The 14,927-nt window shown below is 75.5% G+C and carries 11 protein-coding genes and 1 pseudogene; 6 read left to right on the forward strand and 6 right to left on the reverse strand.

The window, feature by feature from the left end:
• Positions 1-51: 51 nt before the first annotated feature.
• Positions 52-1,230 (reverse strand): MFS transporter, encoded by a 1,179-nt coding sequence (locus G1H19_RS11355; protein WP_152727832.1) that lies wholly within the window; start codon positions 1,228-1,230, stop codon positions 52-54.
• A 112-nt stretch (positions 1,231-1,342) separates the two neighbouring features.
• On the opposite strand from G1H19_RS11355, the gene G1H19_RS11360 reads away from it, so the two are divergent.
• Positions 1,343-3,025 (forward strand): bifunctional metallophosphatase/5'-nucleotidase, encoded by a 1,683-nt coding sequence (locus G1H19_RS11360; RefSeq protein WP_152727833.1) that lies wholly within the window; start codon positions 1,343-1,345, stop codon positions 3,023-3,025.
• A 64-nt stretch (positions 3,026-3,089) separates the two neighbouring features.
• Here the strand turns inward: G1H19_RS11360 and G1H19_RS11365 are convergent, their stop codons facing one another.
• The 3 genes and pseudogenes from G1H19_RS11365 to G1H19_RS23220 form a co-directional block, all read right to left on the reverse strand.
• Entirely contained in the window at positions 3,090-5,231 is a 2,142-nt protein-coding gene (locus G1H19_RS11365) for an MMPL family transporter (RefSeq protein ID WP_162392180.1), read from the reverse strand.
• Between the two features lie 224 nt (positions 5,232-5,455).
• Positions 5,456-5,647, reverse strand: coding sequence for a hypothetical protein (locus G1H19_RS23215; RefSeq protein WP_235910114.1), 192 nt, complete (start codon positions 5,645-5,647; stop codon positions 5,456-5,458).
• 142 nt (positions 5,648-5,789) lie between these two features.
• Positions 5,790-5,864: pseudogene (locus G1H19_RS23220) on the reverse strand (class I SAM-dependent methyltransferase); the annotation flags it as partial.
• Between the two features lie 497 nt (positions 5,865-6,361).
• On the opposite strand from G1H19_RS23220, the gene G1H19_RS11375 reads away from it, so the two are divergent.
• The 3 genes from G1H19_RS11375 to G1H19_RS11385 all read left to right on the forward strand — a co-directional run bounded on the left by G1H19_RS11375 (position 6,362) and on the right by G1H19_RS11385 (position 10,179).
• The gene (locus G1H19_RS11375) at positions 6,362-8,485 is read left to right on the forward strand and encodes a DEAD/DEAH box helicase (RefSeq protein ID WP_162392179.1); all 2,124 of its coding nucleotides are present in this window, start codon (positions 6,362-6,364) and stop codon (positions 8,483-8,485) included.
• Between the two features lie 18 nt (positions 8,486-8,503).
• The gene (locus tag G1H19_RS11380; protein ID WP_152731027.1) at positions 8,504-9,559 is read left to right on the forward strand and encodes a DUF2332 family protein; all 1,056 of its coding nucleotides are present in this window, start codon (positions 8,504-8,506) and stop codon (positions 9,557-9,559) included.
• 128 nt (positions 9,560-9,687) lie between these two features.
• Positions 9,688-10,179: a hypothetical protein gene (locus G1H19_RS11385; protein WP_152731028.1), complete on the forward strand. Its 492-nt coding sequence runs from the start codon at positions 9,688-9,690 to the stop codon at positions 10,177-10,179.
• Between the two features lie 60 nt (positions 10,180-10,239).
• Here the strand turns inward: G1H19_RS11385 and G1H19_RS11390 are convergent, their stop codons facing one another.
• Both G1H19_RS11390 and G1H19_RS11395 read right to left on the reverse strand, forming a co-directional pair.
• The gene (locus G1H19_RS11390; protein WP_162392178.1) at positions 10,240-11,163 is read right to left on the reverse strand and encodes an alpha/beta hydrolase; all 924 of its coding nucleotides are present in this window, start codon (positions 11,161-11,163) and stop codon (positions 10,240-10,242) included.
• Complete coding sequence (locus G1H19_RS11395) at positions 11,160-11,717, reverse strand: quercetin 2,3-dioxygenase (protein WP_152731029.1); 558 nt, start codon at positions 11,715-11,717, stop codon at positions 11,160-11,162. Before G1H19_RS11395 ends, G1H19_RS11390 begins: the two co-directional genes overlap by 4 nt.
• Positions 11,718-11,828: 111 nt before the next feature.
• Here G1H19_RS11395 and G1H19_RS11400 point away from each other — a divergent pair, with 111 nt between their 5' ends.
• A complete protein-coding gene (locus G1H19_RS11400; RefSeq protein ID WP_162392177.1) occupies positions 11,829-12,752 on the forward strand; it encodes a LysR family transcriptional regulator in 924 nt (307 codons plus the stop codon).
• 394 nt (positions 12,753-13,146) lie between these two features.
• Positions 13,147-14,823 (forward strand): ATP-binding cassette domain-containing protein, encoded by a 1,677-nt coding sequence (locus G1H19_RS11405; protein WP_152731031.1) that lies wholly within the window; start codon positions 13,147-13,149, stop codon positions 14,821-14,823.
• The last annotated feature ends 104 nt before the right edge of the window (positions 14,824-14,927 follow it).

Consider the following 14,927-nt stretch of genomic DNA (forward strand, 5'->3'; position numbering starts at 1 on the left):
CCCACCCCGCTCGTCACCGCCCCCGGGCCGACGCCGTGCGGGCGGCGGCGCTCACGCGGGCGCGGTGCGGCGCAGCTCGCGGCCCAGCCAGGCGGCGAGGGCGACCGGCACGGCGACGAAGGCGCTCAGCGCCGGCACGGTGCCGATGGCCGAGCCCAGCCAGGACAGCAGCAGCGGGGTGGCGAAGCCGGCGTAGGCGAAGGCGTAGAAGGCGCTGTTCATCGCGCCCCGGGCGTGCGGCGGGGCCAGCCGGGCGGTGAGCGTCAGCCCCGCGGTGAGGCACAGCCCGCCACCCCCACCCAGCAGGACGGCGGCCGGCAGCAGCAGCGGCTCGGACCCGGCCACCACCGCGACCACGTCCAGGGCGGCACCGACGGCGCCCAGCACCATGCCCAGCGGGCCGGCGCCGCGCTCGGCCCGGCGTCCCAGCCGCGCGGTCACCGCCCCGGCGCCCAGCGCCAGCCCGCCGAGCAGGCCCGCGTAGGCCACCCCGACGCCGCCGGTCACCACCAGCAGCGGCAGCAGCGTGGACGCCACCGCCGGGAACGCGAACACCCCGACCGCGGTGGGGGCCAGCACCGCCCAGAACGGCCGCCGCGCCTCCCGGGGCAGGCCCAGCGTCATCAGCCGGCCGGGCCGCCGCTCCAGCACCGTCTCGGGCACCCCGACCAGCGCCACCAGTCCGGCGAGCAGCACGGCGACGTGCACCAGGTAGGGCAGCGTCGTCGGGGCCGGGCCGTACTGGGCGAGCAGCCCGCTCATCGCCGGCGCGACGGCGAAGCCCGCCGACGTGGACACCGCCCCGCGGGTCGCCGCCGAGCGCTGCCCGTCGGGGCCGGCGAGCTCCTGCAGCCAGGCGTTCGCCACGGAGAAGACCATCCCGGACACCACGCCCTGCAGCAGCCGGCAGGCGTAGAGCAGCGGCAGGCTCTCCGCGGCCGGCAGGTAGAGCAGCGACACCAGCCCGGACAGCACGGCGAAGGGCAGCACCACCGCGCGGCGTCCGAACCGGTCCGACGCCGCGCCGGAGACGGTGAGCGCGGCGATCAGCCCGACCGCGTAGCTGCCGAACACCGCGGTCAGGTCGGCGTCGGACAGGTCGAGGGTCCGCCGGTAGACCAGCAGCAGCGGGGTCGGGACGTTGGTGCCCAGGGCCACGGTGAACAGCCCGAACGTGAGGGCGTCCAGCTGCCGTCGGGCCCGGGGACGCCCGGCCGCGGTCTCCGGCATCCGCGGACGCTACCGCGGGCCGCGCGGCGTTCACCTCCCCGCCACTCGCGCCACACAGCGATCGCTTAGCGTGAGCAAAGACCCACCTGTCTCAGCAGAGGAGCTCCACCACATGAGGCGACGTCCCCTGGCGGCCCTGGCCACCACCGCCTGTCTCTCGGTCGCGATCGCCGCGGCCGCGACCCCCGCGTCCGCGGCGCCGAAGCCGGCCGGGCCCAAGCCGGTCGACGTGCAGCTGCTCGCGTTCAACGACTTCCACGGCGCCCTCCAGCCGCCCACCGGCTCCGGCGGCGCGGTGAACGGCGTGCCGGCCGGAGGGCTCGCCTCCTTCGCCACCCACCTCCGGCAGCAGGAGGCGGAGAACAAGAACACGCTGACCATCAGCAACGGCGACCTGATCGGCGGCAGCCCCTTCCTGTCCGCGCTGTTCCGCGACGAGCCCACCGTGGACGCGATGGACCTGCTCGGCCTGGACGTGGCCACCGTCGGCAACCACGAGTTCGACGAGGGCGTCGACGAGCTGAGCCGGATCATCGACGGCGGCAGCTGCCACCCGGTCGACGGCTGCCTCGACGGCGACGGCTACGACGGCTCCGACGCCGACTGGCTGGCTGCCAACGTGGTCGACCGCACCACCGGGGAGCCGATCCGCAGCCCCTACGAGGTCTACAAGTTCCAGGGCGTGCAGGTCGGCGTGATCGGTCTGACCCTGGAGTCCACCCCGTCGATCGTGTCGGCCGCCGGCATCGCCGACGTCCGGTTCCTCGACGAGGTCGAGACGATCAACCGCTACGTCGCGGAGCTGCGCGCCGACGGCGTGGAGTCGATCGTGGTGTCGCTGCACGAGGGCGGCGCCGCCGGTGCCGACCCGAACGGCTGCTCGGCGCCGACCGGGCCGGCCTTCGACATCACCCGGGCCATCGACGACGCCGTCGACGTCGTGCTCACCGGCCACTTCCACAACGGGTTCGTGTGCGAGGGGGCCAACGAGGTCGACGGGAAGCTGGTCACCCAGGCGCTGTCCAACGGCCGGCTGATCACCGACCTCGACCTGAGCATCGACCGGAAGACCGGCGACGTCACCAGCGCCGCGGCCGAGAACGTCGTCGTCACCCGCGACGTGCCTCTCGACGCCCAGGCGCAGGCCCTGGTCGAGCGGTACGAGGCGATCTCCGAGCCGATCGCGAACGAGGCCGTCGGCCGGGTCACCGGGCCGATCGTGCGGGCCCAGGAGCCGCTGTTCGGCAGCCTGGTCGGTGAGTCGCCGCTGGGCAACCTGATCGCCGACTCGCAGCTCGCGGCCACCGACGACGAGGCCGGGGCGGTTGCGGCGTTCATGAACCCCGGCGGCGTGCGGGCGGACATCACCTTCCCGTCCTCGGCCGCGGGCGAGGGCGACGGCGTGGTCACCTTCGGCGAGGCCTTCACGGTCCAGCCGTTCAACAACCTGCTGACCACGCTGACCCTGACCGGCACGCAGCTCTACGCGGTGCTGGACCAGCAGTTCGCCGTCGGGCGGGTGCTGGCGCCCTCGGACTCGGTGCGGTACTCCGTCGCCGGTGGCGCCGTGGTGCCCGGTTCGCTGACCATCGCCGGTGCGCCGGTCACCGCCGACGGCACCTACCGGATCACGGTGAACAACTTCCTGGCCGGCGGTGGTGACGGCTTCACCGCGCTGACCGCGGGCACCGACGTCGTCAACCAGCCCGGCTTCGACGTCGACGCCCTGATCGCCTACCTGGCCGGGGACCCGGTCGCCCCGCCGGCGACCGACCGGATCACCGTCACCGGCTGATCCACCGCCCGGCACAGCGGGCACCGTCGGTCCCCTGCGGACCGGCGGTGCCCGCTGTCGCGTGTCAGGCCGGGGTCAGCGGCCGCTCGTCCATCGCGGGTTCCCCGTCCCGGGCCGCCACGGGCGACGGCTCGACCCGCAGCAGCCGGGCGACCCCGGCGGGCAGCCACCAGTTCCACCGGCCGAACAGGCTGACCAGCGCCGGCACCAGCAGGGCCCGCACGATCGTGGCGTCGATCAGGATGCCCACGCCCAGCGCCGTCCCCAGGACCTTGATGTCCACGCCCGGGGAGGAGGCCAGGGCGGCGAAGGAGAAGAACAGGATCAGCGCCGCCGAGGTGACCAGCCGCCCGGTGCGTCCCAGGCCGGTGACCACGGCCTGCGCGGTGCTGCCGGTGTCGTCGTACTCCTCGCGCATCCGGGCCAGGATGAAGACCTCGTAGTCCATCGACAGGCCGAACAGGAACGCGAAGATGATCACCGGCAGCCAGAAGGTGACGGCGCCGGTGGCCGACACCCCGAACACGGCGTCCGAGCCGTTGCCCTCCTGCCAGAACCAGGTCACCGCACCGAACACCGCGGCCAGCGACACCAGGTTCAGCAGCACCGCCTTGAACGGCAGCAGCAGCGACCGGAACGTGCGCACCAGCAGCAGGAACGTGATCACCGCGATCAGCGCCAGGACGTAGGGGAAGGCGTCGTACACGGCGCGGAAGTAGTCCTGCACGACCGCGCCGGTGCCGGCGACGCCCACCTCGCCGTCCACCGCGCCCTCCACGGCCACCCGGACGTCGTCCACCACGCCGTTGCTGGCGCTGTCCACGGTCTCGGCCTCGGGCACGACGTCGACGACGGTCAGCCCGTCCCGCTCGCCGCCGATCGCGGCGGTGCGCACGTCGGGCACCTCGCGGGCGGCCGCCACGGCCGCGTCGGCCTGGTCGGTGGGCACCAGCACCGCGATCGGGGTGAGTACGCCGGTGCCCACGCCGCCCTGCTCCAGGGTCTGCAGCGCCTGGAACGCCGGCCCGTTCCGGGTCAGCGAGTCGGTGCCGGCCTGCCCGATCTTCAGCCCGGCGACCGGGGCGATCAGCACGGCCAGCAGCAGCAGCGCGACGCCGGTGGCCAGCCCGCGGCGACGCACCACCAGCCGGGCCCAGGCGGACCAACCGCGGGCCGGGGCGGCGTCCTGCCGGATCTTCGGCCAGTCGACCCGGGGGCCGATCGCGGACAGCAGCGCCGGCAGCAGGGTGAGCACCACGGCCACGCTGACCAGCGGGATGAGCATGCCGCCCAGGCCCATGCTGCGCAGGAACGGCACCGGGACGACGACCAGCGCCAGCAGGCTGATCGCCACCGTCACGCCGGAGGCGAGCACCGCGTGCCCGGCGGTCTGCACCGCCACCACCACGGCCTCGTCGTTGTCGCGCCCGTGCGCCCGCTCCTCCCGCCAGCGGGACACCAGCAGCAGCGAGTAGTCGATCGCCACGCCCAGCCCGACCAGGGCGATGAGGAACTGCACGACGAAGCTGACGTCGGTCAGGTACGTCAGCCCCAGCACCAGCAGGAACGTGGTCAGGATGGACACCGCGGCGATCACCAGCGGTACCAGGGCCAGGAACGACGCGAACACGAACACCAGCACCACCAGTGCACCCACCGCCCCGAGCAGGGTCTCCACGAGCACGCTGGGGCCCTCGGTCTCGCCCCCGGCGGCCAGCAGCACGTAGGAGGTGAGCCCGGCCTCCAGGCCGGCCGCACCGGCCGCCTGCTGCAGCGCCGGCAGCAGCTGCACCTCCACGCCGGGGCCGAACCCGGCGGGCAGCGGACCCTGCACCAGGGCGAAGGTGCTGCGCCCGTCGTCGGTGACGAACCGGTCGTCGCCGGTGCTGGCCAGGTCGACCACCCGTGCCTGCGGCACCGCCGCCCGGACGGCGTCGAACACCCCGGCGACCTCGGCCCGCCGCTCGGCCACCGTCTGGCCCGCCGGCACGGTGAGCACCGGCACCAGCGTGTCGGCGGTGCTGGCACCGAAGGTCTCGATCAGCTCCCGCTCGGCCTCGTACCCGGGCTGGCCGGGCAGCGAGAAGTCGAAGGTGAGCCGCTCGGTGACCGTGGCGGCGACGGCGCCGCCGGCCACCATCAGGACCAGCCAGCCCAGGACGACGATCAGCCGGTGACGCAGGACGTGACGGGCGAGGGACTCCACGACGTGCTCCCGGGGCAGTGGCGAGCGGATTGCGCCCGATCGCTCGCCGGCAGGCTAGCGGCAGCAGGGGCTCCCGCGGTGTGCCACCGACACGGCCACCCCCGGATCCGGCACGGCCACCCCCCGGATCCGACGCGGACACCCCCCGGATCCGACACGAACAGCCCGCCAAGATGGCCATCTTGGCGGGCCGGGCGGGGGAGGGGGCGGGTGGGGTGGCCGGGTCAGCCCGCGGTGGCGGTGACGAAGACGCAGATGCCCTCGCCCTCGTCGGCCCGGTGGCGCTGCCCGATCAGCCGCAGCGCGGCCATCTGCAGCCGGTGCGCCGGCTGCCGCGCACCGTGGTGGTCGGTGTCGCCGGCGGTGCGGGCGCGCACGTCGCCGAAGCCGGCCCGCCGCACGTGCTCGGTGAGCATCCGGTCGGGGAGGATCGCGATGTGCCCGGGCTGGTGGTGACGCCGGGCCGAAGATGTGGGGCGCGCCGCGCAGGGACATCCTCAGCTGGGAGTGCGGGTGGGTCATGTTCGGCGTGCTCACCAACACCCGGTCCCCGGGTCGCGGGAGCGCCCGGATGGAGCGCATCACCTGCCGCGGGTTCCCCACGTGCTCCAGCGTCTCGACGCCGACCACCATGTCGAAGGGGCCGCGGGTCCGCTCGGTCAGCTGCGGGTGGTCCAGGTCCAGCCGGGCGATCCAGTCCCCGGCGTACGAGCGCACGGCCGCCGTCCGCTGGACGGTCTCGAGCGGAGGGGGAGTGTCAGCCTGTCAGGGGCCGCGGGTCCGGCGATCCGGAGCGGGCGGCAGGGGTGACGCCGCCGGTGCGGCGCGGGCCGCCCGCCCCGACTCGGGCTAGCATGGGCCCCGGCACCGACCAGGGGATGCCGTCGCCCGTCCGGCGGCGGACCCCGGGTGCGGTCGCCGTCCCGGCCGTCGGACGACGGTCCTGGCCCGCCGTCCCGGGCGGGCCGTCGGGACCCGGGCACCGGGCCCACGCCGGCCGGTGCCGCCGGGTCTGAGTCGGTGGAGCAGCCGCACCTGGCGCTCCGCGTGACGACCACCCGCCGGGTGCCGCGCCGCCGTGCGCGGGACCCGGGCGTGGGGACGTGCCGGGCACAGCAGAGGAGGAGTACGTGGCTCGACCAGGCCAGCGCCGGCCCGGCGCCCGCCGTGCCGCCCCGCGGGAGCAGCGGCGCAGCCGCGGGCCCGAGGACGTCGTGGCGGTGCTCGCCCGGACGGTGCGGGAGGTCGAGGCCGCCGCGCAGCGCGGCCCGGTGACCGCCTCGGCACGCACCAAGTTCCAGGTCGTGGCCCTGCTGCTGCGCGAGGAGCACGCCCGGGTCCGCGCCGACGGCACCACGGGGGAGACCCGGCGGGCCGAGCAGCTCAAGCGGCTGGACGGGATCGCCACCATCCTGGCGCGCACCGCCGTCCGGGACCCTGCCCTGCTGGCCCTGCTCGCCGAGGACGCCGTCGTCTCCGACGCCGCCCGCGCGCTGAAGCAGGAGGTGCTCCGGTCGGCCGGCATCGAGGCCACCGAGGAGGAGGCCGCGCCGCCGCCGGTCGCCGCGGCACCGGCCGCCCCGGAGAACCGGGTGGTGCCGCAGTCGGTGGTGTCCCGGCAGATGGCCAACCCGTTCCTCGCCCCGGACTTCTCCGCCGTGCAGGCCCCCGCGAAACCGCGCCGGCTGGCCGGCTGGGAGCTGATCGGCCCGCTGCTGCGCTCCTTCGAGCGGGCCGGCGGCGGCGACGCGGCGTGCATGCCGCTGCCCTTCCCGACCAGCCGCTTCGTGCCCGACGGGGTGGAGCTGATGCCGCACCAGGGCCAGTTGGTCGCCGCCGCGGCCGCCGGTCACCGCACGTTCCTGCTGGCCGACGAGCCCGGCCTGGGCAAGACCGCGCAGGCGCTGCTGGCCGCCGAGGCCGCCACGGCCTACCCGCTGCTGGTCGTCGTCCCGAACGTGGTGAAGACCAACTGGGCGCGCGAGGCCGGCATCTGGACCCCGCACCGCCGCTCGACGGTGATCCACGGCAACGGCGACACGATCGACGGCTTCGCCGACATCGTCGTCGTCAACTACGAGGTGCTGGACCGGCACGTGGGCTGGCTGGGCGACTTCGGGTTCCGCGGGATGGTCGTCGACGAGGCGCACTTCATCAAGAACCGGACCTCGCAGCGCTCCCAGCACGTCCTGGAGCTGTCCGAGCGCATCCGCACCCGCAACTCCACCGCCCTGCTGATGGCCCTGACCGGCACCCCGCTGATCAACGACATCGAGGACTTCCGGGCGATCTGGCAGTTCCTCGGCTGGATCGACGACAGCCAGCCGCTGGCCGAGCTGATGAACGCCCTGGAGGACACCGGCCTCACCCCGGCCGACCCCGGCTTCTACCCCGCGGCGCGGCGCTGCGTGGTCGACCGGGGCATCGTGCGGCGCCGCAAGGTCGACGTCGCCGCCGACATCCCCGCCCGCCGGATCGCCGACCTGCCGGTCGAGCTGGACGGCGCGGCGGGCCGCTCCATCCGGGCCGCCGAGCGCGACCTGGCCCGGCGGATGGTGGCCCGCTACGAGACGGCGCTGGCCAACCGGCGCTCCGGTGCCGTGGTGGAGGGCATCGACCACGACCTGGTGCGCACCGTGTCCCGATGGGAGCAGAAGGACGCCGCCGAGGCCTCCAGCGGCGAGAACGTGTTCACCATGATGCGGCGGATCGGGCAGGCCAAGGCCGGCCTGGCCGCCGACTACGCCGGGCAGCTGGCCCGCAGCGCCGGCAAGGTGGTGTTCTTCGCCAAGCACGTCGACGTGATGGACGCCGCCGAGGAGACCTTCACCCGGCAGGGCATCCGGTTCTCCTCGATCCGCGGCGACCAGACCTCCAGCGCGCGGCAGCGGAACATCGACGCCTTCGTCAACGACCCCGAGGTCGCCGTGGCGGTGTGCTCGCTGACCGCGGCCGGGGTGGGGCTGAACCTGCAGGTGGCGTCCAACATCGTGCTCGCCGAGCTGTCCTGGACCGACGCCGAGCAGACCCAGGCGATCGACCGCAGCCACCGGATCGGCCAGTCCGAGCCGGTCACCGCGTGGCGGATCATCGCCGCGCAGACCATCGACGCCCGGATCGCCGAGCTGATCGACAGCAAGGCCGGGCTCGCCGCCCGCGCGCTGGACGGCTCGGACGAGGAGGTGTCCAGCTCGGCGGACGTGCAGCTGGAGGCCCTGGTCGGCCTGCTGACCGAGGAGCTGTCCCGGGCCTGACCGTCCGGGACGCAGCCGATGGTCACCGCACGCCCGCTCGCCGAGGTGTACCGGCGCTTCGCGGAGGACGCCGCCGGTACGTCGCCGCTGACCGCGGCCGTGGCGCGCGCCCTGGGCGGGTCGGTGGCGTTGGAGCTCCTGCCGCCGCGCCGGCGGCAGCCCGCGCTGGTGCTGGCCGCGCTGCACGACCTGGCGCTGGCCGGTCGCGCCCCGGCGCTGGCCGCCGCGTACACCGCCGGGGACGGCGACGCGGCTGCCCGCGCCGCGCTGGACACGCTGGCCGGGCTGACCGGCGAGGTCGCCGCCCTCGTCGCGCGCCGGCGGCTCGTGACCGTCGAGGCCCAGCGCTGCGCGGTGCTCGTCCCGGCCGTCGCCGAGGCGGCCCGGCGGGCGGGCGCGGCAGCGGTGGGGCTGGTCGCCGTGGGCAGCCCGGCCGGCTTCGACCTGCACCTGGACCGGGTGGCCGTCACCTCCGCCGGCCGCATCGCCGGTGACCCGTCGTCCCCGGTGCAGGTGTCGGTGTCGGTGGTGGGCCGGATGCCGGTGCCCGTCCGCCCGGTGCCCGAGGTGGTGGCCCGGATCGGGGTGGACCGGGAGCCGCTGGACCCCACCGACCCCGACGACGCCCGGTGGCTGCGCGCCTGCGTGCCGCCGGACCGGCCCGGGCGGCGGGCGGAGCTGGACGCGGAGCTGGCGCTGGGTGCGGGCGCCCCGGTGCTGCTGCTGCGCGGCGACCCGGTGACGCTGCTGGCCGACGCGGTCGCCCGGGTGCCGGCCGGTGCGCTGCCGGTGGTCACCACGACCTGGGCGCTGTCGACCTGGCCGGCCGCCCGCCGGGTGCGGCTGCTGGACCGGCTCGCGCAGGCGGCGGCCGGGCGGGCGGTGTCGTGGGTGTCGGTGGAGGGGGTCGGCGTCGCGCCCGGCGTGCCGACGCTGGGGGACCGGCCCGCCTCCGGTCACAGCATCGTCGGCCTCGTCGAGCTGGACGGCGCCGGGCGCCGCGCCGAGGCCCTGGGGCGCTGCTGGTCGCGCGGCCGCCAGCTGTCCTGGCTGGCCGTGGAGCCGCCCGGCTGACCCGGTCCGGCGGCGTCCTGTCGAGTTCGTCCCCCGTCCGCCTGCCGCACACGACCTGCCCGGCTGCGGGCCACCTCCGGCCGCCAGCGTGGAGCCGTCCGCACACCGGATCTGCCCCTGGGGGAACCATGACCGCCGCCACGAAGAACTCCGCCGCCGCGTCCACCGACGACCACGAGGACCGTGCCGCCCGGGTGACCGGCCCCGCGCCGCGCACCTCGCTCGACGAGCTCGCCCGCGCCCAGGAGGAGCTGACCCTGGAGATCCGCGGCCTGGTGGCCCGCCAGGTCCTGGAGCACACCGGCACCGACGACGAGCGCGAGCGCGCCGGCCGGCTGGTCACCCTGGCCCGTGCCGACCTGCTCGGGCAGCTGCGCGAGCAGGAGCAGGAGCAGGCCCGCCGGCAGCTGGACCAGGCCACGCGCAGCACCGAGGACGCCGTCGACGGCGTCGTGCGCAGCGTCACCACGGTGGTGCGCTCGCTGGTGCCCGCCGCCCTGGTGCGTCCCGAGGACCTCATCGAGGCCGCCTACACCGTGGCCGACCAGGGCCTGCGGGTCAGCCGCCGGCTCGCCCTCAGCGTCACCGGCAGCGTGCGCAGCCTGACCACCGGGCTCTGACCGGCGGCGGGCCGCCCGGCCGGGCACAGACCCGGCCGGGCCGGCCCGCCTGCGCCGTCGTCAGGACCGCGCCGGGACGACGGCGAGCCACCGCCGGAGTGCCTGCACCGTCTGCTCCAGGGCCCGCCCGGCGGCGTCCGGCGCGCCGAGCCACAGGTGGTCGGCGCCCGGGTGCACCACCAGCTCGGCCTCGGCGCCGGCCCGGCGCAGCGCGGTGTGCAGCCGCTCGCTCTGCGCCGCGGGCACCAGCCGGTCACCGGCGCCGTGCAGCAGCAGCACCGGCGGGGCGCCACCGGTCACGTACGTCAGCGGGCTGGCCCCCGCCGCCCGCTCGGGCGCCTGGGTCAGCGGGGCGCCGAGCAGCTGGGCCTCGCGGCTGTCCGCGGCAGCGGGGTCGGTGCCGGTGTCGCCGGCCAGACCGGGCAGGTCGCTGGGGGCGTACCAGGCGACGACGCCGGACAGCGCCGGCGAGGTGGCCGCGTCGTCGTCCGGGGCGAGGCCCAGGAGCAGGGCGAGGTGCCCGCCGGCGGACTCGCCCCAGGCGGCCACCCGCCGCTCGTCCACGTCCAGCTCGCCGGACCGGGAGCGCAGCCAGCCGACGGCGGCCCGCACGTCCTCGAGCTGCGCCGGCCAGGTCGCCTCGCCGCTGAGCCGGTAGTCCGCGCTGGCCACCGCGACGCCGGCGGCGGCGACCGCCTGGAACAGCGAGCTGCCGGGGAAGGCCGGGCCACCGGAATACCGGCTGCCCAGCCGCCAGCCACCGCCGTGCAGGAACAGCACGACCGGGTGCGGGCCGTCCCCGGCGGGCAGGTACAGGTCCAGCTCCAGCGGCCGGGCGCCCGGCGGCGAGGCGTACGCCAGGCCGGTCAGCACCCGGGTGCCGGCGGGGCCGGGCCAGGGCGGCGGCAGCGGCGCGGCGTGCGCGGCGGGCGGCAGCGGCAGCGCGGGTGCGGATGCGGGTGCCCCCGGGGTGCCGGCGGTCACGCCGGCGCCGGCCACTCGACGTCGCGCCGGAACTGCATGCGGTGCTGCTGCGCGGCGGCCTGCATGCGCGCGACGTCGGGCACGAAGGGCGGCTGGTCCCCGGTGGCGTGGTCGGTGGGCGTGCCGATGTGCTGGAAGAACCGCTCGAACCCGCCGGACATCGTGCCGGTCATCCGGGCGTCCTCGACGACCTGGTAGGCGTGGGCGTACCCGGCCGGCACGAAGCCGAAGTCGCCGGGCGCCAGCAGCTGGGACTGCCGGACGCCCTCGCCGTCCTCGAAGAACAGCCGGACGAGGCCGGAGAGCACGAAGAACGTCTCGTGCGTGCCGTCGTGCGCGTGCGTGGGGATCACGTCCCCGGCCGGTGACGAGCTGGTGATGATGCCGAACTGGCCCTGGGTCTCGTCCCCGGACACCAGCACGGTGAACAGGTCGCCGAAGAGCATCGCGTGCTCGCCCTCGCCCCGGCGCAGCACGTACGGCACCGGCCGGCCGGGCAGGACGCCCTGCCAGCGCGGACCCCGCGCGGGGTCGAGCAGGTACTCGAAGCTCATCGGGACTCCAGCTGGTGCGGGGGTGGTGGGGGGCCATCGTCGCCGCCGCGGCCCGGCGCGGGCGAGCGGGAAGTCCTGGACGATCATGCGGCTCAGCCGCACGATCACCGGGTGGACCCCACCGTGCAGGCCCTGCGCTGCTTCCTCGCCGTCGGCCGGACCCGGCACTTCGCCCGGGCCGCCGCCGAGCTGCACCTGTCGCCGTCGTCGGTGAGCGAGCAGGTCGCCGGGCTGGAGAAGCAGGTCGGTGCACCGCTGTGCGACCGGACATCGCGCCGGGTGGACCTCACGGCGGTGGGCGCGGCGATGCTGCCGCACGCCGAGGAGGTCACCGCCGCGCACGGGCGGCTCGTGGCGTGGGCGGCGGCCCGCCGGGAGGGCCGGCTGGGCGACCTGCGGATCGGGTTCCTGGCCGGCGGCACCAGCGCGGTGATGACCCCGGTGCTGGAGGCGGCGGTCAACAGGCTGCCCGAGTGGCGGCTGCACCTGCGCCGGCTCGGCTTCCGGGACGCCGTGCCGCTCCTGCAGGCAGGAGAGGTGGACGTCGCCCTGGCACCGGGCCCGGTCCGGCCGGCCGAGGTCGGGCTGCGTGGCGTCGAGCTGCTGCGCGAGCCGCGGGTGCTGGTGGTGCCGCAGCGGCACCGGCTGGCGGGGCGGGCCGGCGTGCGGCTGGCCGAGGTGCGCGACGAGGTGTTCATCTGCGCCAGCCCCGGTACCGACGAGGCCTCCCGCTGGTGGGCCGTCGACCCCCGCCCGGACGGCGGCCCACCCGTCTACGGCCCGCAGGCCCAGGACGTCGACGAGGTGCTGCAACTGGTCGCCGCGGGGCTCGGCGTCAACATCGCGGCGGCCTCCGCGGCCCGGTACGCGAGCATGCCGGGGGTCGCCTTCGTCCCGCTGGAGGACGTCGAGGACTGCGCGATCTGGCTGCTGGTCCGCGCCGGTGACCGGTCACCCGGCGTGGCTGCGTTCGAACGGATCGCTCGTACGAGCGCCGCCGCGCTGCGGGCCCGGGGCGGCTCGGTCGGCGGATGAAGCCCTGCTCCAGGCCCCGGGGGAGGTCAGGAGCGATGAGGGCACATCGACCGGGCGCACCCGCGCTCTGCGCGCCTGCAGCCAGCGCCCTGACGATGGTCGGGTACCGGGCAGTCCGACGACGAGGGCGAGCTGCAGCGTGGTTCCTGATGTCGCGTCGGTGTCTCCGTGCCCGATACGCGGTTGCGATAGAGGACGCCTGCGGCTGAGGATGGACATCGTGTACAGATGCGCCGGCTCCGCGAAGCCCTGGTCGCCCCGCTGACGGCGGCGCACCTGGACCTTTCGTAGGACCCCTGCCCGCCGTTCCGGTCATTGCCGGGCGGCCTCCTCGTGCTGTCCGGCTCCAGAACGAGCCACGCGGAGCAGCACCGTGTCCACACACCCCTTCAGCATGTCCGACCCCGTCGGCGCGGCCGATGTCCGCCTGCCGGTCGGGGGAGCAGCCCAACTCCGGGCCGTCGCCGTCTCGCTGGTCCGGGGCGGTAGGCAAGTCCTCCACGACGTCTCGGTGACACTCGCGCCACGGTCCCGGGTCGCCGTCGTCGGGGAGAACGGGCGCGGCAAGACCACCCTGCTGCACGTGCTGGCCGGAGTCCTGGAGCCAGACGACGGCCACGTCCACCGAGTCGGCACCGTCGGACTGGCACAGCAGGTCATGCACGCACAGCACGGCGAGACAGTCGGCACGCTGACCGAGGAGGTCGCGGCCGCCTCGCGCCACGCGCTGCAGGTCCTGGACGAGTCCCTGTCGGACGTGGCCGACGGGGTCGATGGCGCATCGGAGCGCTATGCGGCTGCCCTGGACCGCGCGACACGCCTGGACGCCTGGGACGCCGAACGCCGTCTCGACGTCGCACTCCAGTCCCTGGACGCCTGCACCGACCGCAGCCGGGAGCTCGCCACGCTCTCTGTCGGCCAGCGCTACCGGGTACGACTCGCCTGCCTGCTGGGCACCCGGTACGACTTCCTCCTCCTCGACGAACCGACCAACCACCTCGACGCCGGTGGACTGCACTTCCTCACCGAGCAACTCCGCAGTCACGACGGGGGGTGGGCGCTCGTCAGCCACGACCGCGCGCTGCTGCAGGACACAGCCACCACGTTCCTGGACCTGGACCCCAGTCGAGACGGCCGGGCCACGAGCTACGCCGGTGGATACCGGGCCTGGAAGAACGGTCGTCGCCGCGACCGCGAGAACTGGGTCCGGGAGCACGCCGCACAGGTGGAGGAGCACCAGCGGCTGACTGCTGCCGTCCAGCAGGCCCAGAGCCGATTGCACACCGGGTGGCGCCCGGACAAGGGCACCGGCAAGCACCAGCGACAGTCCCACGCTCCCGGAGTCGTGCGATCACTGAACCAGGAACGGGCGGCGCTCGCAGCCCACCGGATCACCGCCCCCCGGCCACCGCTGTCGCTGCGGTTCCCCGAGCTGTCCCCGCGTCGGGGGGTCACGCTCCTGGCCACCGAGGACGTCGTCGTCGAGGACCGGGTCACCCAGCCGGTCACCATCGCCGTCCGGGCCGGGGACAGGATCCTGGTCACCGGCCCCAACGGGGCCGGGAAGTCGACCGTGCTGCACGTCCTCGCCGGGCACCTGGCCCCCACCCGGGGCCGCCGCCACCAGCACGAGGCGACCCGCATCAGCCTGGTGGCTCAGGAGGTGCCCGACTGGCCCGCGCACCTGACCGCCAGGCAGGTCCATGACGCCCACATCGGCGGACTGGTCACGGCTGGGCTCACAGCTCCTCATGGCGCTGGCTGCTTCCCCACCTGGGGGCTGCTCGATGCCGAGGCGATGCGCACACCCGTCGGCCGCATGTCCCAGGGGCAACAGCGACGCCTGGACCTGGCCATCCACCTCGCCGCCCACCCGGACGTCCTCATCCTGGACGAACCGACCAACCACCTGTCCGCGCTCCTGGTCGACGAGCTGACCGACGCGATCCAGACGACCGCGGCAGCGGTCATCGTGGCCACGCACGACCGGCAGCTGCTCCGCGACCTGCACACATGGCCCAGACTCGACCTGGGCAGCCCCGCCACCCGGGCGCAACCGGCCGCGAACTAGGCGGCCGGAGAGGCACACACCTCCACCGAGGCGGCCTTGCCCGGAGCGCGGTACAGCCGCTGTCGGAGTCGGTCGGCGAGCTGGGTGCGGCGCGATGCTCCACG

Origin of the sequence: Goekera deserti (assembly GCF_010685995.1) — a bacterium.
Classification (GTDB): domain Bacteria; phylum Actinomycetota; class Actinomycetes; order Mycobacteriales; family Geodermatophilaceae; genus Goekera; species Goekera deserti.

Coding starts and splice junctions, on each gene's coding strand:
- G1H19_RS11395 (WP_152731029.1), bottom strand. CDS start 11,717: ATGAGCTTCGAGTACCTGCTCGACCCCGCGCGGGGTCCGCGCTGGCAG.
- G1H19_RS23215 (WP_235910114.1), bottom strand. CDS start 5,647: ATGCTCACCGAGCACGTGCGGCGGGCCGGCTTCGGCGACGTGCGCGCC.
- G1H19_RS11385 (WP_152731028.1), top strand. CDS start 9,688: ATGACCGCCGCCACGAAGAACTCCGCCGCCGCGTCCACCGACGACCAC.
- G1H19_RS11360 (WP_152727833.1), top strand. CDS start 1,343: ATGAGGCGACGTCCCCTGGCGGCCCTGGCCACCACCGCCTGTCTCTCG.
- G1H19_RS11355 (WP_152727832.1), bottom strand. CDS start 1,230: ATGCCGGAGACCGCGGCCGGGCGTCCCCGGGCCCGACGGCAGCTGGAC.
- G1H19_RS11380 (WP_152731027.1), top strand. CDS start 8,504: ATGGTCACCGCACGCCCGCTCGCCGAGGTGTACCGGCGCTTCGCGGAG.
- G1H19_RS11405 (WP_152731031.1), top strand. CDS start 13,147: ATGTCCGACCCCGTCGGCGCGGCCGATGTCCGCCTGCCGGTCGGGGGA.